Annotated in this window: 19 protein-coding genes and 1 tRNA gene; 9 read left to right on the top strand and 11 right to left on the bottom strand. The window is 51.5% G+C overall.

The features are described 5' to 3' along the window. The 5 genes from AC5JO6_RS19420 (at position 1) to AC5JO6_RS19400 (ending at position 2945) form a co-directional block, all read left to right on the top strand. A complete protein-coding gene (locus AC5JO6_RS19420) occupies positions 1–309 on the top strand; it encodes a P-II family nitrogen regulator (RefSeq protein WP_496082697.1) in 309 nt (102 codons plus the stop codon). Positions 310–432: 123 nt separating this feature from the next. Further along, on the top strand, positions 433–1149 hold the full coding sequence (locus AC5JO6_RS19415; protein WP_496082696.1) for a carbonic anhydrase: 717 nt from the start codon (positions 433–435) through the stop codon (positions 1147–1149). A gap of 86 nt (positions 1150–1235) precedes the next feature. Further along, positions 1236–1694 carry a GNAT family N-acetyltransferase gene (locus AC5JO6_RS19410; protein ID WP_496082695.1) on the top strand — a complete coding sequence of 153 codons (459 nt, stop codon included), beginning with the start codon at positions 1236–1238 and terminating at the stop codon, positions 1692–1694. Positions 1695–2473: 779 nt separating this feature from the next. Further along, positions 2474–2749, top strand: coding sequence for a BrnT family toxin (locus AC5JO6_RS19405; RefSeq protein WP_496082694.1), 276 nt, complete (start codon positions 2474–2476; stop codon positions 2747–2749). Next, positions 2733–2945 (top strand): hypothetical protein, encoded by a 213-nt coding sequence (locus AC5JO6_RS19400; protein ID WP_496082693.1) that lies wholly within the window; start codon positions 2733–2735, stop codon positions 2943–2945. Before AC5JO6_RS19405 ends, AC5JO6_RS19400 begins: the two co-directional genes overlap by 17 nt. A 15-nt stretch (positions 2946–2960) precedes the next feature. Here the strand turns inward: AC5JO6_RS19400 and AC5JO6_RS19395 are convergent, their stop codons facing one another. The 3 genes from AC5JO6_RS19395 to AC5JO6_RS19385 form a co-directional block, all read right to left on the bottom strand. Further along, positions 2961–3446: a hypothetical protein gene (locus tag AC5JO6_RS19395; RefSeq protein ID WP_496082692.1), complete on the bottom strand. Its 486-nt coding sequence runs from the start codon at positions 3444–3446 to the stop codon at positions 2961–2963. A 146-nt stretch (positions 3447–3592) separates the two neighbouring features. Beyond that, positions 3593–5788, bottom strand: coding sequence for a cation:proton antiporter (locus AC5JO6_RS19390; protein ID WP_496082691.1), 2196 nt, complete (start codon positions 5786–5788; stop codon positions 3593–3595). 117 nt (positions 5789–5905) lie between these two features. Then, positions 5906–7123, bottom strand: coding sequence for a glycosyltransferase family 2 protein (locus AC5JO6_RS19385; RefSeq protein ID WP_496082690.1), 1218 nt, complete (start codon positions 7121–7123; stop codon positions 5906–5908). A gap of 382 nt (positions 7124–7505) precedes the next feature. On the opposite strand from AC5JO6_RS19385, the gene AC5JO6_RS19380 reads away from it, so the two are divergent. Further along, on the top strand, positions 7506–8246 hold the full coding sequence (locus AC5JO6_RS19380; RefSeq protein ID WP_496082689.1) for a response regulator transcription factor: 741 nt from the start codon (positions 7506–7508) through the stop codon (positions 8244–8246). A 4-nt stretch (positions 8247–8250) separates the two neighbouring features. Next, entirely contained in the window at positions 8251–9264 is a 1014-nt protein-coding gene (locus tag AC5JO6_RS19375) for a 1-acyl-sn-glycerol-3-phosphate acyltransferase (protein ID WP_496082688.1), read from the top strand. A gap of 233 nt (positions 9265–9497) precedes the next feature. Here AC5JO6_RS19375 and AC5JO6_RS19370 read toward each other — a convergent pair whose 3' ends face one another. The 5 genes from AC5JO6_RS19370 to AC5JO6_RS19350 all read right to left on the bottom strand — a co-directional run bounded on the left by AC5JO6_RS19370 (position 9498) and on the right by AC5JO6_RS19350 (position 18101). After that, positions 9498–11774: a sensor histidine kinase gene (locus tag AC5JO6_RS19370; RefSeq protein ID WP_496082687.1), complete on the bottom strand. Its 2277-nt coding sequence runs from the start codon at positions 11772–11774 to the stop codon at positions 9498–9500. A 70-nt stretch (positions 11775–11844) separates the two neighbouring features. Beyond that, positions 11845–12309: a response regulator gene (locus tag AC5JO6_RS19365; RefSeq protein ID WP_496082686.1), complete on the bottom strand. Its 465-nt coding sequence runs from the start codon at positions 12307–12309 to the stop codon at positions 11845–11847. A 41-nt stretch (positions 12310–12350) separates the two neighbouring features. Further along, positions 12351–15086 (bottom strand): PAS domain S-box protein, encoded by a 2736-nt coding sequence (locus AC5JO6_RS19360; RefSeq protein ID WP_496082685.1) that lies wholly within the window; start codon positions 15084–15086, stop codon positions 12351–12353. Positions 15087–15773: 687 nt separating this feature from the next. Continuing rightward, complete coding sequence (locus tag AC5JO6_RS19355) at positions 15774–17057, bottom strand: HetZ-related protein (protein WP_496082684.1); 1284 nt, start codon at positions 17055–17057, stop codon at positions 15774–15776. A gap of 360 nt (positions 17058–17417) precedes the next feature. Continuing rightward, a complete protein-coding gene (locus AC5JO6_RS19350) occupies positions 17418–18101 on the bottom strand; it encodes an L-threonylcarbamoyladenylate synthase (RefSeq protein WP_496082683.1) in 684 nt (227 codons plus the stop codon). Between the two features lie 171 nt (positions 18102–18272). On the opposite strand from AC5JO6_RS19350, the gene larC reads away from it, so the two are divergent. After that, positions 18273–19769, top strand: a complete 1497-nt coding sequence (gene larC, locus AC5JO6_RS19345; RefSeq protein ID WP_496082682.1) for a nickel pincer cofactor biosynthesis protein LarC — start codon at positions 18273–18275, stop codon at positions 19767–19769. A gap of 148 nt (positions 19770–19917) precedes the next feature. Here the strand turns inward: larC and AC5JO6_RS19340 are convergent, their stop codons facing one another. Both AC5JO6_RS19340 and pyrE read right to left on the bottom strand, forming a co-directional pair. Continuing rightward, entirely contained in the window at positions 19918–20634 is a 717-nt protein-coding gene (locus tag AC5JO6_RS19340; RefSeq protein WP_496082681.1) for a DUF4333 domain-containing protein, read from the bottom strand. Positions 20635–20808: 174 nt separating this feature from the next. Next, the gene (gene pyrE, locus AC5JO6_RS19335; RefSeq protein WP_496082680.1) at positions 20809–21447 is read right to left on the bottom strand and encodes an orotate phosphoribosyltransferase; all 639 of its coding nucleotides are present in this window, start codon (positions 21445–21447) and stop codon (positions 20809–20811) included. Positions 21448–21643: 196 nt separating this feature from the next. On the opposite strand from pyrE, the gene AC5JO6_RS19330 reads away from it, so the two are divergent. Continuing rightward, positions 21644–22135 (top strand): hypothetical protein, encoded by a 492-nt coding sequence (locus tag AC5JO6_RS19330; RefSeq protein WP_496082679.1) that lies wholly within the window; start codon positions 21644–21646, stop codon positions 22133–22135. Between the two features lie 58 nt (positions 22136–22193). On the opposite strand, the gene AC5JO6_RS19325 is transcribed toward AC5JO6_RS19330, so the two are convergent. After that, positions 22194–22266 (bottom strand) — tRNA-Ile (locus AC5JO6_RS19325).

Genomic DNA, 22266 nt, shown 5'->3' with positions numbered 1-22266 from the left:
ATGCATCTCGTTAAAAAAATAGAAATTATTGCCAACTCTTTTGAGCTTGGCAAGATTTTGGAGAACCTTGATAAATCAGGTGTATATGGTCATGCTGTCATTCGCAACGTAGCTGGCAAAGGTCTACGAGACGGCGAAGATTTAGACATGACCATGCTTGACAATGTTTATATCATTGCGTTTTGTATGCCTGAACATATCAAGACCGTTGCCGAAAACGTGCGTCCACTGCTCAACAAGTTTGGTGGCACCTGTTACATCTCAGATGTGATGGAGATTCGCTCCATTAAATGTATCGCTTCACTGTGAAACCACAACAAAACAAGTCGAAAATTTTAGCGATCGACGTTCAGCTATCAGTGGTCTGTAAAAGCTGGTAGCGATCCTAACTCTATTAGTTATTTTTTAACTGACGTTATTGAGACACAGAGTATGAGTTGCAAAAATGGTTTTATTGGTCGGCGCGATCTGTTTAAACTAGGGTCGATTGCAGCGTTTGGTTTAGCAGCAACCAGCAATTTACTCTGGCAGGTTGAACAGGCTCAAGCGGCTGAATTAACTGCGATCGAGCCTGCACTCAATCCTGAGGCAGCGTTGAAAAGGCTCGTGGAGGGCAATCAGCGCTTTGTCCAGCATCAGCCTCAATATCCCGATCAGTCTGCGAAACGGTTGCAGGAGGTCGCTCAAGTGCAACATCCTTTCGCGACTATTTTGAGTTGTGCAGACTCACGCGTTCCGGCTGAACTTGTGTTTGATCAAGGCATTGGCGACATTTTTGATGTGCGGATTGCAGGAAATATTGCCACACCGGAGGCGATCGGCAGCATTGAATATGCCGTGGCATTGGTCGGTACACCATTGTTGATGGTGCTGGGTCATGAGCGCTGTGGAGCCGTGACTGCCGCCGTCAAAAACGAACCACTCCCAGGCAAAATTGGCACGTTTGTCGAGCCAATTTTGCCTGCTGTAAAACGGGTGAAAAATCAACCAGGTGATGCGGTGGACAACGCGGTGGTGGCAAATGTACGCTATCAGATTGAACAGTTGCAGCGATCGACCTTACTTACAGAACGAGTGCAGTCCGGGAAGTTGAAAATCGTGGGCGGTCGTTACGACTTAGATACGGGCAAGGTAACGATGATTGCCTAGTTGGGCGGCAGTTATGGTATTGGTCTGTGTTGCTGAGCGAGAAACTATTTTATGCTTAAGAGCAATGTTCAGGGAGAACACTCTGTATGTCCGAGTTCGACCTCGAAATAACGCTGCGTGAGATTGCTAAGGAAAACTGGCGTGACATCCTCCGCTTAAAAGTAGCCCCACACCAAGAGCAGTTTGTGGCATCCAACGCCGCGTCTATCGCAGAAGCGCATTTTAATCCAGAGGTTGCTTGGTTCCGCGCGATCTATGCTGGTGATGTACCAGTCGGTTTTTTGATGTTGGAAGACAATGTAGCTCAGCAAGAGTACTTTCTGTGGCGCTTTATGATCGCTGAGCAGTACCAGGGGCGTGGGTACGGGCGAAAGGCACTGGAGTTGTTCTTCGCGCACGTCAAGACGCGCCCTGGAGCGGATGCGGTTGAAACAAGCTGCGTGCCAACTAAAGGTGGTCCTGGTCCGTTTTACGAGAAGATGGGTTTTGTCTACACCGGACAAGAAGAAGAGAATGGCGAACTGTGTATGCGACGTGAATTGTGATCTAGTAATGATATGTGGGTAGCGAACCGCCCAACAATTCAAATGCAGGCGGACGGTTGAAAGCTGCTGGTGCTGAGTTAGAGGGTGTCTGCCGCCGCTGATTTGAGTCGTTCACGGTTAATCTGATTTACGCTCATTGACCGCCTCAACCGTTGGCGTAACCGTGTCTCTGGAGAATTGCCTTCTTGGACAGAGCGATCTCCTCAACCATAAGTGTAATACGTTCGCCTAACGTTCTTGGTCAGCGGTAGATAATAACTTTGCTAAAAATCAAGGGTTTGATACTGTCCACTGCACCAGGGTTGTTATGCCGCGACACAGACCACCGTTCCATTATTCTTGTACACATTTGGACTTTAGAGATAACTTGAACCAGAAAATTGCTTTATAACTCTTCTAAACAGTTGGAAATAGATGATAGAACCTAGCAGTGATAGCAGTAGATGAATCACTGCATACAAAACATTTGAATAGAGTAATACTACGAATGGTATGAGCGAAATGACAAGAGAGAGTACTATTATGAGGGAGACTTGCGGCATACCAAGGTATTACACTGATTGTTTTTTGCATGGTATCACGCTCTTTATTTCGGCTCAACCTTTAGCAGCGACTAAAGAGACCAGGAAATAATTCAATGACCCTGGGATTGTGTTGATTGGGGTACTTATAGCTCGGCTGAAAAAGGGATGTCGCCAGGGGCAGCACTGAGGTTGAGGGTTTGTTGCGCTGATGCTGCTCTACCTGACCATAGTTCGGCTTGAGCGTAGAATGGATGCATGAAATTTCAGTGGAATCCTAGCAAAGCCGTTAGTAATGCCGAGAAGCATGGTGTGTCTTTTGAAGAAGCCATCACAGTGTTTGGGGATTTGCTAGCTGTGACGATTCCAGACCCTGATCACTCAGACGGCGAATTTCGTCTTCTGACGACAGGGTTATCAAGATCACAACGTCTTTTGGTTGTCTCACATACAGAGCGAGACGGTGAAGTGCGTTTGATCAGTGCCCGTTTAGCCACTCGACAGGAGAGAAGAAGCTATGAGTCAGGAACCTGAGATAAACGTCGATGACGAGATGAGACCTGAATATGATTTTTCTGGTGGTATTCGTGGCAAGTATTACGAAGCGTATATGCAATCCAGCAATGTTGTTGTTCTCGATCCGGATGTGGCGGAAATTTTTCGGGATTCGGCTGCTGTGAATGAGGCACTACGATTGCTTGCGAAAATTGCGAAAGCGACAGCAGCATAATCGGAGATCTGGGTATCAATGCCCTTGAGATTGTGTTGGTTGGGGTGCCTCTAGCTTGGCTGAAAAAGGGATGTCGCTAGGGGTAGCACTGAGGTTGAGCGTGCCGTTGAGGGATTGTTGTGCGATCGTCCCCTGAAGCTTCACCTCACCCTGACATTTTGGTAAATAGCTGGCATCACCATGCAGAGTAAGCCGTTGATTCTCCCAATTTCCAGTCATAGAAGGTCGCTCTGTCGCTCTTTTTTCCAGGGTATCAGCCGTATCAGCCGTCAACAGTGATCCCGTCAGATAGATACCCGATTGCTGTACTAAGAGGATCAACTGCTCAGACTTTAAGCATCCCGGCAGATCTTGAGCAGGAATCTGGTAGCGACCGTCGATTTTCTCGGCGGCTTTCAGGTTGGCTTCGCCGTAAGTTGTTACGACGCTAAATAAGATGATGACGAACGCGATCGCACTGCCGTAGAAACTGAGAGATTTGAGAGTAAAGTGACTGCCCATTTGATAGTTGTTAGGTTTTGGTTGTTAGTTGTTAGCAGAAGTCGGGAGAAAGACTAGAGGCTAAAGGCTAAAGGCTAAAAGGTTGTGGTCAGAGCGAACACAAAGCACATAACTTATCCTTCATCATCTATCCTTTAGCCTTCTCACTAAGTAACCGCCTCTGACTCGTCGGCTTCACGACTTGTTTCATCGTCTACTACACCTAAAACTGAAGACAGGTGCGCTGTGACCTGGCTATAGCGACGGGTGATCAGTAGAGAGGAGTGGCATTGTACTGCCAGTTGGTCGGCGTAGAAGCCTAGCGTTTGCCGCTCCAAGCCCCATTCGCGGCTGGCTCCCGCGATCGTCAGGTCTACGTTTGCGGAGGCTTCGACGACTGCCTGAATCGGATTGCTGGACTCCACTTGGGGCGTGTGGATACGATCGCGTACCGAAGCAGGGAGTTGCTCCATCAGAGTACGAAATTCGTAGGTGCGATCGTTTGCCTGATGGCTTTGGGTCACGCTCAAAATGGTGAGGGTTGCGTCTTGGGAATTCACTAGAATGCGTAGCGCAATTTCTAGCCCTAAATCGTTATGAACATTGGAAACGTACGGCACGAGTAAATTGGTTAGCTTGCCCTGTTGACGGTCAACAAACACCGCAACGTCTGTGCGTGCCGTGCTGAGAATTTGCCCTACGCGTCCCCCCAAACGGTTACGGCTAAAGGCAGGACGATGCCATCCTAACAAGACGAGATCGGCGCGATCGTTGTCGGCAACTCTCACTGCCTCCTGTGCCACATCCGTTGCGACTCGGATAATGGGATGCACAATAGAACGAAAATACGGCGGTTCGAGGCTTTCGACCAGTTCAGCCATCCGCTGCGATCGTTCAGCAATCAGCCGCTCTGCCTCTGCTGGGGTGCTGCCAAACGCGTAGTCCTCATCAAGCTGAATCAGACTCAAGGGATAAACGGCAGCAGAGGCAAGCGCTTTCGGTGGCTGAGTGTCGCCCAGCGCGATCGTCACTGCAAGCTGAATCAATCCCTTCTGACTGCTGGGATTTGCAATCGGCACCAGGATCTTGTAACCCGGCTCGACTCCATCCGCAATCGGTTCGACAACATCCTTGCGAATCAACCGTTTGGGGTACACCCATTCCAGTAGCGGCGAGGTCATAAACGTCGTCACCAACGCCATGATCACCAGCATCGTAAAGAGCAGCGGCGAAATGACATTCAGGCTCAGACCAATGTTGAGTACAATCAGTTCGGTCAAGCCGCGTGTGTTCATCAGCCAAGCGAGCGCCGATGCCTCTCGCTTGTCAATCCCGGAAACCCGTGCAGCAATGTACGTGCCAAAGTATTTGCCGACGATCGCCACCAACAAAACCAGCCCACAGAGCAGCCACAGAAACGGCGTGTTGAGCAAACCGACCTGGGTACGTAAGCCGCTGTAGGCAAAAAAGACAGGTAGGAGGAAGGTCAGGACAAAATCTTCGGTCTTTTGCGCCAGTTCTCGCGTTAGCCCAGGGTGTTTGGGCATCACCGCGCCAACTAAGAAAGCGCCAAAGATCAGGTGAATACCAATCAATTCTGTAATGAGTGCGGAGATGACAACACCCATGTAAATGACTGCTAGCACAAACTGATTCAACCGTCCGCTGCGATCGTAATAGGTGGCAAACGTTTTCAAGAACTTCCGCCCGACCGTCACCATAAACGCAATGTAGGCGATCGACAGCAAAATGGTGGGAATCGCGCCCGCCATGCTGTTGGTGCGAGTGACAGCGATCGCCAGCGCCAGCACACACCATGCAGTCACATCATCCACTGCCGCACAGGTCAATGCCATCGTCCCCAGCCGCGTTGCCTGAAGATTATTTTCAGTAATAATCCGTGCCAGCACTGGAAACGCCGTAATCGACATGGCTGCCCCTAAAAAGAGCGCAAAGGCTGTAAAAGAAACGCTGCCGCTTGACACCAGCGGGTAGAGCAGCAGTGCCAGCAGCGATCCCAGCGAAAACGGCACCAGAATACTGACGTGTGAGACAAGCACCGCCACATCAAGCTGACTCCGCAGATACTTGGGGTCAAGCTCCAGTCCAATTAAAAACATGAAAAAGATCAGCCCAATCTGAGCCAGGACGTTCAAAAAAGGAATGGTTTCGGGCGGAAAGAGCGTCGTTGCTAAACTCGGTGCCAGCAGACCCAGCAGGGATGGTCCCAGCATGATTCCAGCGACAATTTCACCAATCACCAGTGGCTGCTTGAAGCGACGAAAGCCCAAACCAACCAGTCGGGAAAGCCCGATGACGATCAGAATTTCGATCAGAACCTGGACGACGATATCGAGTTTCATTGGTGTGGCAGATGGGGAGAGAGGGGTGTGGGGTGTGGGGTGTGGGGTGAGGAGGAAAGGATAAAGGATGAAGTATAAAGTATAAAAACTTAGCCTTTAGCCTTTAGCCTTTAGCCTTCACTTACTTTTATCTGGCAGTTGTAGCGATCGCCCGCGCCATGTCCAACCCCAGCCAGTTTCAGTCTTAATGATCGAGACAAGGGCGATCGCTGCTACCAGTAGACCACCAATGCCAGTAAGCCACCAGTAGCGGGGTGGAATGGCTGCTACTCGTTCGATCGAACAACGGATACGATATTGCATGGCGATTGCAGTCAAAGCGATCGCGATCGCCAACACGTTAAGGAGCGTTAGCCCAACCGTTGCACCTTGATAGAGCAACGTGACCAAGCCAAGCCAGGGCAGCACACAGACCCAGAGCATAATAGTGGCTGAAAAGAGACTCGTTGAAAGGTTGCGACGAGACCCTAAATGCCAATTTTTAGTCCACCCTTCCCAGACGGCTGCTAGAGAGCGATACATGCGAACCGATGCTAAATTGGCTCCGACAGCATAGTAAAGCTTCAGCCCTTGCTGTTTCAGCCGCCGCGCTAACTCTACATCTTCAACCGCTTGATCAGCAACGGCTTGATGCCCACCGACTTGTTCATATGCCGTGCGGCGGAAGCACATAAACATTCCTGCTGCAAAGGCAGCCTCCGCGTTGGGATCATTCACTTCGTTAAAATCGAATCCAGCCATGAGCAAGCTCATCATCCACGGTTGTACGAGCCACTCTGCAAGACAGCCACATACCACTTCTGGGCATAAGGTTAGCAGACCGACGTGCTTTTCCTCTACGATCTCAATGGCAGCACCGATCGCCCCTGGTTTAAGCCTCACATCAGCATCCAGAAACAGCAAAAACTCTCCCGTTGCATACGTGGCTGCCTGAACACATGCCCAGTTCTTGCCCATCCAGGTTTGCTGATCAGGTCGCGGCTTGCCTGTCAACACCCGCAGGCGCGGGTCGTTAAGGGATTGTTGTAACGCTTGGGCGATCGCCAGCGTAGCATCACTCGACTGGTCATCCAGCACCCAAACCTCCAAGTGCTCTGGCGGTAGCACTGGTTCCTGCAAGACAGAGAGAATGCAAGCCTCAATATTATCTGCTTCGTTATAAGCAGGAATAATCACGGAAACACGAGGAAGGGCTACCGTTTCACGCTGCTGGTTGGTCTCTGACAAGGCGCGATCGCTGCTGTTGACTGCAATCGTCAGCTTGGGAGCATTTACCGCAACGCGATGTAGTTTGGCTGCGTAAAGCAGTGTCCCCAGTAGAGCGACGATCGTCACTGCAAGTACTATCAATGTTTTAGCTACCGTGGGTTTGATTTACGTTAGAGGTCTGGTCGATCGTCACCACGCCTAAACGGGCAACATAACCTGGGTGATAGTACGACACCCTACTTGAACCAGCCTGAAATTTGAGTCACCAGCATTCTAAAGGATTCTGCCAGACAGCATAAGGTTGCGACTCTACTCAAGCTCACGCTCGCCAATCTGGGTCACACAACGGCTACATCTTGCTGCCAGCCAAAACCAACTCTAGAAATATTCTTTTTGGGTAAATTTACTTTCTTTAGAAAAGATTTAGATTCTTGCTTATAATTTGTACAGACATCTTCGTAATGCCTTAACACTTATAAGCAATCAGCACCTTTACTTTCTTTGAACGATGCCCCGGATACTCGTCATCGACGACGACCCTACAATTTCAGAACTCGTTGCCGTCAATCTTGAAATGGCTGGCTATGATGTGAGTCAGGCGGCTGACGGCATTAAGGGGCAAGCGATGGCGTTGCAGCTACAGCCCGATTTGGTCATGCTGGACTTGATGCTGCCTAAAGTCGATGGGTTTACAGTCTGCCAGCGCTTACGCCGTGACGATCGTACATCCGATATTCCAGTCTTAATGCTGACGGCACTCAGTCAAACACAAAACAAAGTCGAAGGCTTCAACGCGGGTGCTGATGACTACCTCACCAAACCGTTTGAGGTGGAGGAAATGCTGGCACGGGTGCGGGCGCTCTTACGTCGTGCTGATCGCATTCCTCAAGCCGCCAAGCATAGTGAAATTTTGAACTACGGACCCTTGACACTGGTGCCAGAACGCTTTGAAGCGCTTTGGTTTGACCAGACGGTGAAGCTAACTCACCTGGAGTTTGAGCTGCTGCACTGCTTGCTGCAACGGCATGGGCAGACCGTTTCGCCCAGTGAGATTCTTAAAGAAGTCTGGGGTTATGACCCGAACGATGACATTGAAACGATTCGTGTTCACGTCCGCCATCTTAGAACCAAGCTGGAACCTGACCCGCGTCACCCTCTCTACATCAAAACAGTGTACGGTGCAGGCTATTGTTTAGAACTGCCAGCAACGGGGAAGAACTCGGAGAGCAAGGAATCATTGGCGGGTTAGGACGTTGACTCAGCCCTATCGCTTTAGTTGGTTTGATTGGTTTTGTCTCTGGTATCCTCCCGGCTGGCTGATCTTGTTTAACCGTCACTGGCAACACTACAAGCCTGATGCGAACGGCTGGAACTGGCTAGAATATGGACTATTTTTGCTTCCGTGTGGGTTTTACCTGGCGCTGGCAAACCGCTGGCTACGCCTGAAAGTGCGATCGCTCGGTCGATCGCCAACCCTTAGTCTAAGTGCCGAACCCGATCCGGTGTATCAGAAGGCTTTTCAGGAAGAAATTCTTACGCCGATCGTGACCCGTTACTTCCGCGCCACACTGCACTACGTCGAGAAGTTACCTGCAAACGGTCCGCTCATTGTGGCGATGAATCACGCTGGTATGTGCTTTCCGTGGGACTTTGTGAGTTTGGGCTTTTTAATCGGCAAGCAGCGCGATTGGTTTGTACAGCCGCTGGCACACCCCATCTTTTTTGACCACCCCTGGCTGATGTGGTGGCTACCTAACGGTTGGGCGCAGGTGCTAGGCGGTGTGCGAGCAGAGCGGCAGAGCCTGGAGACTGCACTACAGGGCAACGATGCGAAAAAGCATGTGCTGCTGTACGCGCCAGAAAGCTGGCGAGGATTGAGCAAAGGCTGGCAACAGCGCTATCAACTGGCAACGTTTGACCCTAGCTTTTTGCGGTTGAGTGTGCGCGATCGCGTACCCGTTTTACCAGTCGTCTGTATCGGCAGCGAGTACTTGCATCCACTGACGCTCAATCTCCCCTGGTTAGCACGCCGACTAGGAATGCCACTGTTTCCCCTGTCGCCGCTGGTGCTGGTTTTTGTGCTGTTTCCATCAATGGGCGTTTGGGCAATGCGATCGCGCTTGCACTATTACGTGCAGCCGATCGAGCGTCCCTGGGAGCAGATTGAACCAAAGGAGAAAACGCAAACCCGCACATATCGGTTAGCAGAGGCACTGCGATCGCGCCTACAGACTGTTATTGATCAATTGCGACGAGAGCAGAGATGAGAGGGTAAGGCAGTAATACCAAATCCAAAAATAGGCGCTACAGATCAAGCAACCCAACCGCCCTCACCCTTACCCTCTCCCAACGGGCGAGGGGACTGGATTTTAGCTCCCTTCTCCTTCGGGAGAAGGGCTGGGGATGAGGGCAGAGGATCTGTAGCTTTTGCAATTTGATTTGGTATGAGAGGGTTGAGACGATGAGGCAAGTTTACTTTTTGACTTTTACCCTGCTGGCTTCAACCAACACCGTCCAGTGGCAGGCTTAAAGTAAAACAACTGCCGCGATCGAGTTCAGATGTCACTGTAAGATCGCCACCGTGCAGTTGAGCGAGTTTGCGGGCAAGTGCCAAACCTAACCCGGTGCCCTGATACTTTTTATCCAGTCCGCTATCGAGTTGTTGAAACGGCTGAAACAGAATCGAAAGATCCTGCTCGGTCATACCAATCCCTGTATCAGCAACATGAAAAAGGAGAAACGGTGAAGGCGGATGCATGGTCTCGGAGGCATCTTGCTCGGAGGCATCTTGCACGGCTGGTCTCACAGCGTTTGGTCTCACAGCGTTCGTCTTTTCAACAGTGAGCGTCACCGTTCCTTTGTCAGTAAATTTGACGGCATTTGAGAGCAGGTTGACCAGAATTTGCTTGAGGCGGCGGCTGTCGGCGATACAGGTCGTCACATCGGGGGCGATCGCCAACACAACCTCCAAGCCGCGATTTTGTGCCTGTTCGCTGATGAAAGCAAGACAACTCATGCAAAGCTCTCTAACGTCAACGGCTTCTAGCAGAGTCTCGTCTCGCCCTGCCTCAATTTTTGACAAGTCCAGCAGATCGTTGATGAGTGACAGCAGGTGTTCGCCGCAAGCCGCTGTATGCTCGACGTACTGGTGCTGTTTGGCGTTCAGCGGTCCAAAGATTTGCTTGAGCAACAGGCTAGAAAAGCCCAGAATACCTGTTAAAGGTGTCCGTAGTTCGTGGCTCATGTTCGTGAGAAATTCGCTTTTGGCACGGTTAGCCGCTTCAGAGAGCTGTTTTTCGTACTCTAGCTCTTGAGTCCGCGCCTGAACGATTTGCTCTAGCTGCTCGTAGCTGTGGGCGTTGTATAGCGCGATCGCCGCCTGGTCGCTGATTTGCTGTAGCAGATGAATCTCGTCGTCTGTGAACTCACGAAAGGTCGTTGTGGTACTGAGGGTAAGCCCCCCAAAAAAGTGCTCTCGGATGAAAATAGGTACGCTAACCAACGATTTGATTTGATAGTCATTTACTTGGGCAAGTCTTGTTGGCGTTGGTTCGATCGCGGTGAAAATGGGTGCATGAAAAACACGCTTAACATAAAAATCAGCATGAGGATCGACTAAATCAGACCAGTCTTCTGTAGGAAACGTGAGATCGAGCATGGACGGCACCTGGCTATTTGCCCGCCACTCCTCAAGAATATGCACCTCCTCTGCTTGGATTTCACAAATGTATGCGCGATCGACGGCAAAGCATAGTCCAGTCAAGCGCGTAATTTCCTGCAAAATGTAGTCTGGATCAAGGCTGGAGTTGATCACACGCGCAATTTGGTTGAGCAGTTGTTCGCGCTGCGATTGTTGTTGCACCTGATTAAAGAGCTGTGTCTGGTGGATGGCGATCGCGCATTGATCAGCGATCGCTTTAATCATCGCTACTTCATCGTCCGTCCAGGTGCGATCGCGATCGCATTGATACAACGACAGTACGCCCAGAAACTCTTGCTGATACATCAGGGGCACGAGCAAGAAGGCATGGAATTTATATTGGGCTGCAAGCGCCTGAATCTCTCGCAGTGGGACTTGCGCGATCGAATCCACTACAACCAGCTCGCCCTGCCTCAACGCCTTCTCATAAGATGGAAACAATGCACACGGATAATCCAGCAACGCCTTCCAGTCAGGTGGAGCCTCGCTCATTGTGCGAACCGTCATCTCACCGCTCTCTGCTGGACGCACGATCAAGCAACAAATAGGATGAAGGGCATCTCTCACCATGTCTACAGTCGTTTTCAGCACCTCATGCAGCACCAGGGTCTCGCGCATTGCCTGCACGATGCGACTAATGATGGTTTGCTGTTGTGCCTGCTGACGGATTTGCAGTGTGGCTGACTGCTGTTGACGGTGCAGGGCAAATTCACGCAGCGATCGCTCCAGCACTGTTGGCAGACGAAACAGGCGATCTTTCAGCACATAGTCACTCATGCCTGCCTTAATGCACTCTACAGCCGCTTCCTCGCCCAGACTACCAGTGACTAAAATAAACGGGATTTGCTGCTCCGATCGCTGGAGCAGATTCAACACTTGATGACCCGTAAACCCTTTTAGGCGGTAGTCTGACAGCACGACATCCCAGGTGTGTGTCTGCAAAAGCCGCTGACAGCCTTCAAGGGTATCGGTGACCTCGCAAGCAAACTCAATGTGTGCAGCGGCTAATGCCAGAGTGATTAACTCAGCGTCGGCTGGTTCGTCTTCTACAATCAGCAAACGCAGGCTTGATGACATTGCTAACCCTGATTGAAGTGTTAACCCTGATTGAAGTATTGGCTGCTGACGCTCAAACATGACTCAGGCTTCAGGAAGGAAGCAATGGCGGCTTGTTTAGTAGCATCCAGTAAAGACCAACATCCCGTGAGACAGCGAGAAACTGCTGAAAATCTAGAGGTTTCACAACATAGCTGTTAACCCCTAAATCGTAGCAAGTATTGAGATCACTGTCTTCTTGAGAAGAGGTCATGACGACGACGACAAGCCGTTGTGTGCGGGGGTGATTGCGTAAGGTTTGCAGAACGCGAATCCCGCTAACTTTGGGTAGCTTCAGGTCTAACAAAACCAGACGGGGCAGCGATCGTAAAGGTTCGCCCTCCTGCCCCAATAAATAGTGGAGCGCCTGTTCGCCATCGGCTGCCAGATCAATCTGATTGACCAGATTGTAGTTGCTCAGCGCCAACAGAATCAGTTCCACATCGTTAGGGTCATCTTCCACTAACAAGATGCGCGTTGGCTCAAGGTTAAAACTACCCTCATTTGCTTGAGCCATGTCAAACCTCAGATTTGCCAGCCTCACATGTCAACCTGATTTTACTTAGCCTGCCCCAACGACTCTAGACGATCGCCAAGCGTGAAATAGAATGTCGCCCCCTGGTCGGGCTGGCTCTCTGCCCAAATCTTACCGCCGTGACGATGGATGATGCGCTGGACGATCGCCAACCCAATGCCACTACCCTCAAACTCTGACTGTGAATGCAACCGTTGAAAGGCTCCAAAGAGCTGATCGGCATACTGCATCTGGAAACCAACGCCGCGATCGCGCACGAATATTATACCATCAGATAATGCTCCGATTTCAATGTGAGCAGGCTGCCGATGACGACTAAATTTGATGGCATTATCCAGCAAATTGACAAAGACTTGTTGCAGCAGGGTGGCATCACCTTTAACGGTGGGCAGAGCGCCGATGCTGAACTGAACTGGCTGGCGATCGCTCACTGTTTCTGTAGTGCTGCTAGTGGTGACCTCTGGTCGTTGAGCCAAAACGGCTGTCACCAGTTGATCTAAATCAACGCGAGTATCCGCCATCTGCCGCCGCCCGACCCGCGAGAGCATAAGCAGACCGTCTATCAGCGCTCCCATTTTGTGGCTGCTGTTCTGAATAATTTGCAGATAGCGCGCCGTTGTTGGATCGTTCAGATACCCGTCTTGTTGTAACCGATCGGTCAGCGCTGTCACGAACCCACCAATGTGTCGCAGGGGCGCACGGAGATCGTGGGAAACTGAGTAAGAGAAGGACTCTAGCTCTCGATTAACAATTTCAAGCTGAGCGGTGCGATCGCTCAATGCCTGACGAGCTGCTACCAAATCTGTAACGTTGCGGGAACTGCCGATCAGTGCGTATACTTCGCCATTCGGCTTCTTCAGCGGAATTTTGTAGGTATCAAAATGGAAGGTGCCGAGAGTCGTGGTGTAGTTTTCTTGAAAATGCAGTGTTTCACCAGATTCAAAGACCTGCCGATTTTGCTCGGCAAACGTAGCCGCCAGATCGGATGCGTAACACTCAAAAATGGTCTTACCGACCATTTGATCATGGCTCTTACAGTCACCCAACCAGGCATTCCGATCATTGGAGAAGAGCGTCCGCATGGTATCGCGCTCGACCACGAAAATGTAGTCGGGCAACGTGTTGATAAAGGTCATGAGTTCAGCGGTACGCTGCTCAACAAGTGCCTCCAGTTCGAGGTTTTGTTGCTCCAGGGTTTGGTTGAGCTGTCGGATTTGCGCTTCCGCTTGCTTGCGATCGGTAATGTCTTCGATCGTGCCAACATGACCAGTGAGCCTGCCCGCATCAGAATACATGGCGGCTGAACGGGTTTGCACCCATCGCACCACGCCTTCACGCGGTTGCACTCGATATTCTGCCCTATACGCTTTGCCAGCAGTGGCAGCAGCCGTCCATTCCTGAAAAACCCACTCGCGATCGTCAGGATGCACTCGCTCTGCCCAACCGCCACCGATTGACTCCTCCAGCGTGCAGCCAAAAATTTCTTGACAACGCGGATTGGTATAAGTGCCGTAGCCTTCTGGGCTTGCCAAATAAATGCCCACAGGCGAACAAGCACTCAAGGAGCGAAACTGCAATTCGCTCTCCAGCAAAGCCACTTCAGAGCGTTTGCGATCGGTGAGTAATGCCAGGTAGTTTGCCAGGCTAGTCAACCAATGCAAAAAGCCCTCTTCGGTTGGCACCACTTCAGGATGCGCCAGACTTAAGACCCCAATAGTGGTTTGGTTGACCGTCATGGGCACGCAAATGAAGGTTTTAATGCCTAATTTGCGGAGCGATTCATTGGAGTCACACTTTTTCGGTTCACGCGAGTCATAGGTCTTGACCAACATCTGCCCTGTTTGCACTACGTTTCCCGACGATGTTTGCGTGACAGGTACTTCAATCGGTTTGCCATCAGGCGGCAGGGAAATGCCCTCTGTGCCCTCAAAAACCATCACTTGACGAGTCGCATCGTAAAGCTCGATCGCAATGATGGGAAACGCCGTCGCTACACTAATTTCTTTCACAATGTCTTGAAAGGCAGCTTTGAGCGATTGCTGATTGAGCGTAATTTCCGAAATTCTGTGGAGCGTCAGCAATTCTCGGTTGCGTGTTTGCAGGTTGGCTTCGGTTCGTTTGCGATCGGTCACATCTACACCAATACCCCACGATATCCAGCCAGGAATGGGAAAGCGATCGGAGATCGTCGACCAGGCAACCGTTCGATGGCTACCATCCTTGCACACCAGATCCCACTCCCAGTCACGGTAATCGTTGCCCCGTTCTGTCCAGTCAGCCACCATTTGCTGACGGTAGGTGACATCCGGGTACAGCCATGTCATCGCCTGCGGATTGCCAATGATTTCCTCAGTGCTATATCCAGTGACCCGCGCACACTCCTGATTCCAGACGATGATATTGCCCTGCTCGTCGAAGGCATTGAGCATCACAGGCATATTTTGCAGAACGAGACGCAACCGCTCTTCGCTCTCTCGCAGCGTTGTTTCCGTTTGCTGTAGAGTACGGAGCGATCGACGCGCCAGCCAATAAAGCGCCCAGGCAGTGACGCTAACAAAGAGCAATCCTTTGATGCTTTGTAGGCGGTTCAGCGCTGCTGGGTGAGGAGCTAATGTAGCGAGCAAAAAATCAGACGAGATAATCCACAAAACAGCGACTATAAAGTAAGCGCCTGCGAGCTTCAGGGGCAGCACCTTGAGCGATCGGCGTTGTGAGACTGTCAGTCCGCGACTTTGAGACTGAGCGCTTTCGTTATGCATGGGAGTGTGCTGAACTCAATGGTCAACACCCGTATTATGGGCACTAAGCGCTGAGAAGTTGTGAGTTGTGGTTTTAAGTTTTGCACTCGGAAGGTCGAGCTTAGAGGTCGGAAGCTTGAGGTTTAAGCTCGAAAGGTCGAGCTTGAAACTCGAAAGGTCGAGCCTGGAACTCAAAAGGTCGAGCTTGGAACTCGAAAGGTCGAGCCTGGAACTCGGAAGGTCAAGCTTGGAACTCGAAAGGTCGAGCTTGGAACTCGAAAGGTCGAGCTTAGAGGTCGGAAGCTTGAGGTTTAAGCTCGAAAGGTCGAGCTTGAAACTCGAAAGGTCGAGCCTGGAACTCGAAAGGTCGAGCCTGGAACTCGAAAGGTCGAGCTTGAAACTCGAAAGGTCAAGCTTAGGGCGTTGCTGGATCTGGGTATGAAGCGCTTGGGTTGCCCTCACCCTAGCCCTCTCCCAAAGGGCGAGGGGACAAGCGTCTCTGCTCCCTTCTCCTTGGGGAGAAGGGTTGGGGATGAGGGCAATTCATACATGTATTCTGCAACGCCAGCTTAGAGGTCAGAAGGTGGTGCTCAAGACCTGGAAAATCGCGCTTGGGAATCGGAGAGTGGAGCTTGGAATGTTACCTTTCACCTTCTGACTCCTGACTCCGCCCTCAGCCGCCTTCCTGCCCACCCATCACTCCCCACTCTAGTTCTGATTTCGTGTCTGTCGCGCCAATTCTAAGAGTTGTCCCCAGCGTTTTTGCAGTTGTTTGGGCGTACACTTGAGCGCTTTGAGCAGATCTTGATCGGTTGTTTGCGCTTGCTTGAGCGTCAACAGTTGCTGCTGTTCGGGTGACAGTTGGCTGAGGAAAAGTTGCCAGTGCTGAGTCGATAGCCCCAAATTTTGATCAATATCAGCACCCAGCCACTGATGCACGAGCTTCCAATTTTGGGAAAGGGTAAATTTCTCAACGTGATATTTGAAACGCTGCTGCAAATAGTCGCGTTCACGGGCAGAAAGCCCCAACACATCGTCAATTTCAGGAGCCGAAAGGTCTTGCAGCTTAAGTGTGAGGTAGTTAACGCAGTCGGTTTGTCCCTGTGCTTCTAAATATTGGATGAGTTCGACGACGACACGATCGCGCAGCACTGCCTCAGAGGGTGCATCAACCGCATCAGCCACCATGCGTTCGCGTAGCTGATGTGCCAGCGGCGATCGATTGTACGATTCAGATTCCTCGCCTTTGGGTGACTCTAGAGCTTGCTCAATGTCGATCGACACTTCCAGCGGTTGACGTTGCCCAAAACGCTGGGCACGCAGCACGACTAACTGCTGGCTATGTCCGTTCGGCAAGGAAATTCGGCGCTTCGCATATTGCTCTGTAAACGCCATATATTCAGCTAACTCTAGCCGTGTGCGAGGCTGGTAGTCTTCTGGCAGTTCGTTCTCACGGCGAAACGCCTTCAGCGACTCGGTATAAAACCCCTGTAAAAAATCTTCAACCAGGCTGTAGCGCGCCTGAAACCCAAGCTGCATTCGGCTAGGGGCAATATGACGATAAACCATGGAGCCGAGGGTGCTGTGCAGTTCCACCCGTCCGCGTCGAGAGCCAAGCTGATAGTAATTCAGGCACTTTTGCAGGCGATGGCGGGCTAGTGAGAGTTGCCACGAGCGCACACGTCCAGAGGTCTGAATGCGTCCACTTTTATGACAGATGCGATCGACTTCGATCGCAATACGGTTGGCGAGTCGCTCAATGTTGCCACCGGGCGTACTGATCTCAGCGCGAAGCTCTCGCGCTAAAACTTGTGCCAGCGCCGGGATGTCTAAGAAGTCGGCGGCGCTTCTAGCTTTTGTCGGTGCAGCATCGTGATCTGGCCCATCCCGAAGGTCAGGATGGGCTTGAGCGGTTGCAGCTACAGCATCAGTGGGGGCTACATTTGTCGGAGCTGCCGCTTGGGGGCGGGAAGGGGTTGAGTCGAAGTTCATGGCTCTGGTAGTGCACAGGGACGAGAACGTTAGATCGGGCGAAGCAGAAGTTAAACGATTTGAGTTTTGATTTTTGTGAATTGACTCACTCAAACCTCATCATTCATCACTTATAACTTCTTAACCAGCACTTCCATCTACGCATAGAAAACGAGCCGCTACGGTTTAGGGCGGGTCGAGGTATGTCACTTTCTCGGGTGGTTAGCCAGAGGCTCGGATTTTGTGCCGTGAGCAACATACCATCAACGTTGCTTGATTTAGCCTACACCCATCAGCAGGTAATGGTTCGATACGCGCGATCGTCCACTTAGAAACGTCATAATTGTTTGCCATCTGGAGTGGACAGTTTGACCAATTGGTTTAACCTGCTTCCACCGTCCATGCTGCCGCCGCTTCCCATCCTAGACCACGCCGGACAATGATCGGTTCCTCACTCGTTAAATCCACAATCGTTGAAACTCGATCGCCCGGTTCGGTGCCGCTATCAACCGTGACATCGACCAGTTTTTCCAGGCAGTCAAACAGCTCAAAGCGTGAACTAGGCTGTTCTGCTTTTTTGCTGCCGTTTTTTTGGCTCTTGTTGGGCGTTGCATCATCCGCAAGCAGGTGAGCAGAGGTCGAGATAATGGGGTTGCCCAACGCATTCATCAACGCAAGGCAAAGCGTATGGTCAGGCACCCGAATGCCCGTTGCTTTACGCTTTGGGTTCATAACCAGTCGGGGTACAAGCTTGGTCGTCGGTAACAAAAATGTGTAAGGTCCTGGAATGAGCCGTCGCATCAGACGATATGCCGGATCGCTTACCGTGGCATATTGAGCAATGTCAGAAAGCGATGGGCAAAGAAAGGTCAGTGGTTTGTCGTTTGAGAACTGCTTGATTTGCCGCACTCGTTGAATGGCACTCTTAGAATTGAGATCGCAGCCGATCGCGTAGACAGTATCAGTGGGATACAGCATGACAGCGCCATCCCGTAGAGCGGCGACAATTTGATCAACCACTCGCGTCTGTGGATTATCAGGATGAAGCGTAAAGAGGGTAGACATGAAGGGTAAGGAGAGAGGGGTGAGAGGGTGAGGAGAGAAGAGAGAGGGGTGAGGAGAGAGGAGTGAGGGGTAAAGGGAAATTCTGACTGCTGCTGACCGCTGACCGCTGACCGCTGACCGCTGACCGCTGACCGCTGACCGCTGACCACTAAGTAACTCACCTTCTAATCAATGACGAAGATTGCTTATCTAGACTGCCCCACTGGCATTGCGGGTGATATGTGCCTTGGTGCGCTTGTACATGCGGGAGTGCCACTGGATTATTTGATCAAAATGCTGGGTCAGCTCGGCATTGAGAAGGAATATTATTTGTGGGCAGAACGAGTGCAGCGTAACGGACAGCAGGCAACCAAAGTCCATGTGGATTTAAGCATTGATGACCCTGTGCACGATGAGACTCACGATCGCGCCTCTACCAAGACAGAGCATCACGCTAGCTACCACACCCACTCTGCCACAGAACCGTCTGCTGCGACTGAAACCAAAACGATTCACGCTCACTCGCATAGCCATAGCCATAGTCATGCTTCTATCATCGGCACTCACCATCCTGGCTCAGTCCGTCACTTGCCCGAAGTTGAGCGCTTGATTCTAGCGGCTGGACTGCCCGCACGAGCCGAAGCGTGGAGTTTAGCCGTCTTTCGTAAATTGGCAGAGGCAGAAGGTGCCATCCACGGGGTGCCTCCAGAGCAAGTCCATTTTCATGAAGTTGGGGCAACGGATGCGATCGTTGATATCGTTGGCACCTGCTTGGGACTGGATTGGCTGGGTATCGATCAACTTTACTGTTCGCCGTTACCTACAGGCGGCGGCACCATTCGAGCCGCGCACGGTCGTTTGCCTGTGCCTGCGCCTGCTGTATTAAAGCTGTTTGAGCTGCGCCAGGTACCCATCTACAGCAACGGCATTGAGCGCGAGATGGTCACACCAACCGGAGCCGCGATCGTCACTACATTAGCCGCTCAGTTTGGCTCACCACCGACAATGACGCTCCTTCGCGTCGGACTCGGTGCAGGCTCGATCACGTTACCCCTGCCGAATATTTTACGGTTGTGGATTGGAGAAGAAGGGGCGATTAGCGGTCAGCGGTCAGCGGTCAGCGGTCAGCAATTAGCGGTCAGCGGTCAGCGGTCAGCGGTTAGCGGTCAGCAGTCAGCCATCAGCAGCCAGAATCTCCCCTCACCCCTCACTTCTCACCTCCAAACGATCGCCCTTTTGGAAACTCAAATCGACGACCTCAACCCACAGGCGATCGGCTATGTCTATGAGGCGTTATTCGCAGTCGGTGCGCTGGATGTCTTTACACAGGCGATCGGCATGAAAAAATCACGACCGGGCATTTTATTAGCGGTCGTTTGCCAGCCAGAAGACGTATCGGCTTGCGAAGCGGTCATCTTTCGGGAGACAACAACGCTAGGTATTCGGCGATCAACTCAGGAGCGCACTGCGCTACATCGGGAAATGCAGTCGGTGCAAACAAAATATGGTGCTGTTCAAATCAAGGTGGCATGGCTCGATCGCAGCCAACCAGAATCAACCAACGTGCAGCCTGAATATGAAGATTGTGCTCGCATCGCTAAACAGCACAATCTTCCCTGGCGAACGGTGCATCAACTTGCCCTCCAAGCCTGGTACGGACACCATAGCGATGCCTATAGCGGTTCCTAATCACGTGGAGTACAGTCGCAAAGAGGCAGAAAGCAGAGGGGCGTGGCTTTTCTTCTGCCTTCTGCCTCCTGCCTTCTGCCTCCTGCCTTCTGTCTTAAACCCCAAGCCTTGTATTGCACCCAAACGAGAACCGCTATAAAGGCAACGCCTAAAACTGATCGGCAGCACCCGGTTGGTTCAGAAAATCTTCGGCATTGCGCTTGGCAGGTGGTGCAGGTTTTGCTGCATTTGCAGGTGTTTGCGCCGAGGTTGCAGTCGGTTGCTTTGCTTTAGCGGTAGGCGACTTAGCTGTCGTTGGCTTTACGGCTCCTGGTATCACTCGCTGCCAGCTTACGTTTCTTTCTGGGTCAATTCTGACCAGAATCGTATCAGACTTAGCGGGTTTAACTGAAACGGTCTTGACCGCCGTTGTTTTTGAGCCTGCGTTGGCTTTTGGCGTTGGCTGCTTGACATCGATCGCGCATTCAAACGTTTGCCCTGGCTGAACCGCCTTGTAAGTGCCACCACAGCGAATGAGAGGACGAGAGCCAATTTCGCTTTGCACCGCTTCCTGCACGATCGTTTCAAACTTCGCCACATTCAGCAGACCCTTCGCATTTGGTACATCCCAAAGCAGATTGCCCTGCTCATCCTGCTGCTTCACTGGAATGGTAAACGTATAGCCTGTATCCGTTTCGCCAATGCACTCAAAGGTCTGTCCGACTTCGGGCTTAATGCTATTAGGGCATGTCACCGTCTTCAGCGAGAGACCACCCTGCTTGATCACATCTTGCTGAATTGATTGAGCAATGCGATCGTGATCCAGCGTTTTGCTACACGCTGTGAGCAGCAAGAAACCAAAAGCCAGCACTACACCACGTTTCACGCTATATCGTCCTTACAGTTACCCACATCACATTAGCGGCATTGGGTAAAGGATGCGTTAAGTAAAGAAAGGGCAGCGGTCAGCAGTTAGCGGTCAGCGGTCAGCAGTCGGATTTTCTCCTCACCCCTCACCCCCTCACCCCTCACCCCCTCACCCCCTCACCCCCTCACCCCCTCACCCCCTCACCCCCTCACCCTTCCCCAACTCCGCCGATCGCTGCTGAATCTCCGTAATGGCAAAAACAGCTTGAAAGGGTAAGCCAACCTGTTCGTAGAGGGCGGCTCCACCTTGCAGGCGATCGACCAGTGAAATGATCCCGTTGACTTGATACCCTGCCTGCTGCAAACGTTCAACCGCCTTGAGCGCTGATTGCCCCGTCGTGACAACGTCCTCTAAAACGGTGACAGCACTACCTTCGGGCAAATTGGGACCTTCAATGTAAGCACGAGTGCCATGCCCTTTGGCTTCTTTGCGAATGATTAACGCAGGCAGCGATCGCCCTTCGTAGGCAGCCACAACGCTGACCGCCGTCACAATCGGATCGGCTCCTAGCGTCAAGCCAGCGACGGCTTGCGTACCTGCGGGTAACAGCGGCAGTACCAGCCGACCGACTGCCAAGCCCCCTTGGGGATGGAGCGTGACCTGCTTGCCATTGATGTAATAAGAAGCCCGCTGCCCCGATGTCAGCAGAAAGTCTCCTTCTTGATAAGCAACCTGACAGAATAGATCCAAAAGTTGCTGACGCAAGGTAATTAAATCGACGGTAGCAATCGACTGCGATAAATCCGTTAGCGATCGATTATTTTTGGTCATAGATTCGCGCAAACTCAGTAGAATTGATGCAGACTGGAAAGCAAATTTGGGTAGACTCCAAGCAAGTAGTCTAATCATTGCTCGTGATTTTTATGGACTTAAGGGTTTGAAGCCACAAGCTAGAAAACGTTCATCCAGCCTTGACCTTAGTTCTAAACACAAGCATTCACAGAGTAAAACATTGAGGAGTGATTTTATGGGTATCGGCTACAAGGGCACCGTTATTGGATTAGCAATCATTGCATTGTCTACTGTCGCAGCTTCAGCAGCAAGTGCTCAAGAAAGCTTTACCAATCCAACCACTGGGGTCGTCAACAACATCCCTGACCAGTTTGATCAGGTATATTTCTCCAACGATCGCGACTTTTTTCGCAATCGTTCGCTTCCCAGACAAGTTAGTTATATGTTTGGTCCTGGCATCCTCATTCGCAACTCCTTTCCTGAGAACGAAGTTGCGCGCGACGGCAAAGCCATCTACCAGTTCTACCAAGATTTGCTGTCACGTCAGATGTCAAGCCGCTCAGTCATTCGCACACCTGACCTACCGACTCCGTTCAACCAATCTATTCGTGACATTCCCGTCGAAGCAGCCCGTCCGCTAACGTCCAGCTTCCCACCGATTGAATCCACACCACCAATAACCACTACACCACTGCGGACAGCACCACGAGTACCAGCACTCTGGTAGGGCAGGATTGACGCTCACTGCGAGAGCTATGGGGTTAAACCATAGTTCTAAAAGATAGTCCAGGGTGCAGGGGTCGAACCTGCCTGGGGCGAATTATGAGTTCGCTGCCTAAACCGCTCGGCCAACCCTGG

The organism is Tildeniella sp. (assembly GCF_059505325.1).
This window is presented reverse-complemented; position numbering and strand designations above follow the sequence as displayed.

Coding starts and splice junctions, on each gene's coding strand:
- AC5JO6_RS19420 (WP_496082697.1), top strand. CDS start 1: ATGCATCTCGTTAAAAAAATAGAAATTATTGCCAACTCTTTTGAGCTT.
- AC5JO6_RS19415 (WP_496082696.1), top strand. CDS start 433: ATGAGTTGCAAAAATGGTTTTATTGGTCGGCGCGATCTGTTTAAACTA.
- AC5JO6_RS19410 (WP_496082695.1), top strand. CDS start 1,236: ATGTCCGAGTTCGACCTCGAAATAACGCTGCGTGAGATTGCTAAGGAA.
- AC5JO6_RS19405 (WP_496082694.1), top strand. CDS start 2,474: ATGAAATTTCAGTGGAATCCTAGCAAAGCCGTTAGTAATGCCGAGAAG.
- AC5JO6_RS19400 (WP_496082693.1), top strand. CDS start 2,733: ATGAGTCAGGAACCTGAGATAAACGTCGATGACGAGATGAGACCTGAA.
- AC5JO6_RS19395 (WP_496082692.1), bottom strand. CDS start 3,446: ATGGGCAGTCACTTTACTCTCAAATCTCTCAGTTTCTACGGCAGTGCG.
- AC5JO6_RS19390 (WP_496082691.1), bottom strand. CDS start 5,788: ATGAAACTCGATATCGTCGTCCAGGTTCTGATCGAAATTCTGATCGTC.
- AC5JO6_RS19380 (WP_496082689.1), top strand. CDS start 7,506: ATGCCCCGGATACTCGTCATCGACGACGACCCTACAATTTCAGAACTC.
- AC5JO6_RS19370 (WP_496082687.1), bottom strand. CDS start 11,774: ATGTCATCAAGCCTGCGTTTGCTGATTGTAGAAGACGAACCAGCCGAC.
- AC5JO6_RS19365 (WP_496082686.1), bottom strand. CDS start 12,309: ATGGCTCAAGCAAATGAGGGTAGTTTTAACCTTGAGCCAACGCGCATC.
- AC5JO6_RS19360 (WP_496082685.1), bottom strand. CDS start 15,086: ATGCATAACGAAAGCGCTCAGTCTCAAAGTCGCGGACTGACAGTCTCA.
- AC5JO6_RS19355 (WP_496082684.1), bottom strand. CDS start 17,057: ATGAACTTCGACTCAACCCCTTCCCGCCCCCAAGCGGCAGCTCCGACA.
- AC5JO6_RS19350 (WP_496082683.1), bottom strand. CDS start 18,101: ATGTCTACCCTCTTTACGCTTCATCCTGATAATCCACAGACGCGAGTG.
- larC (WP_496082682.1), top strand. CDS start 18,273: ATGACGAAGATTGCTTATCTAGACTGCCCCACTGGCATTGCGGGTGAT.
- pyrE (WP_496082680.1), bottom strand. CDS start 21,447: ATGACCAAAAATAATCGATCGCTAACGGATTTATCGCAGTCGATTGCT.
- AC5JO6_RS19330 (WP_496082679.1), top strand. CDS start 21,644: ATGGGTATCGGCTACAAGGGCACCGTTATTGGATTAGCAATCATTGCA.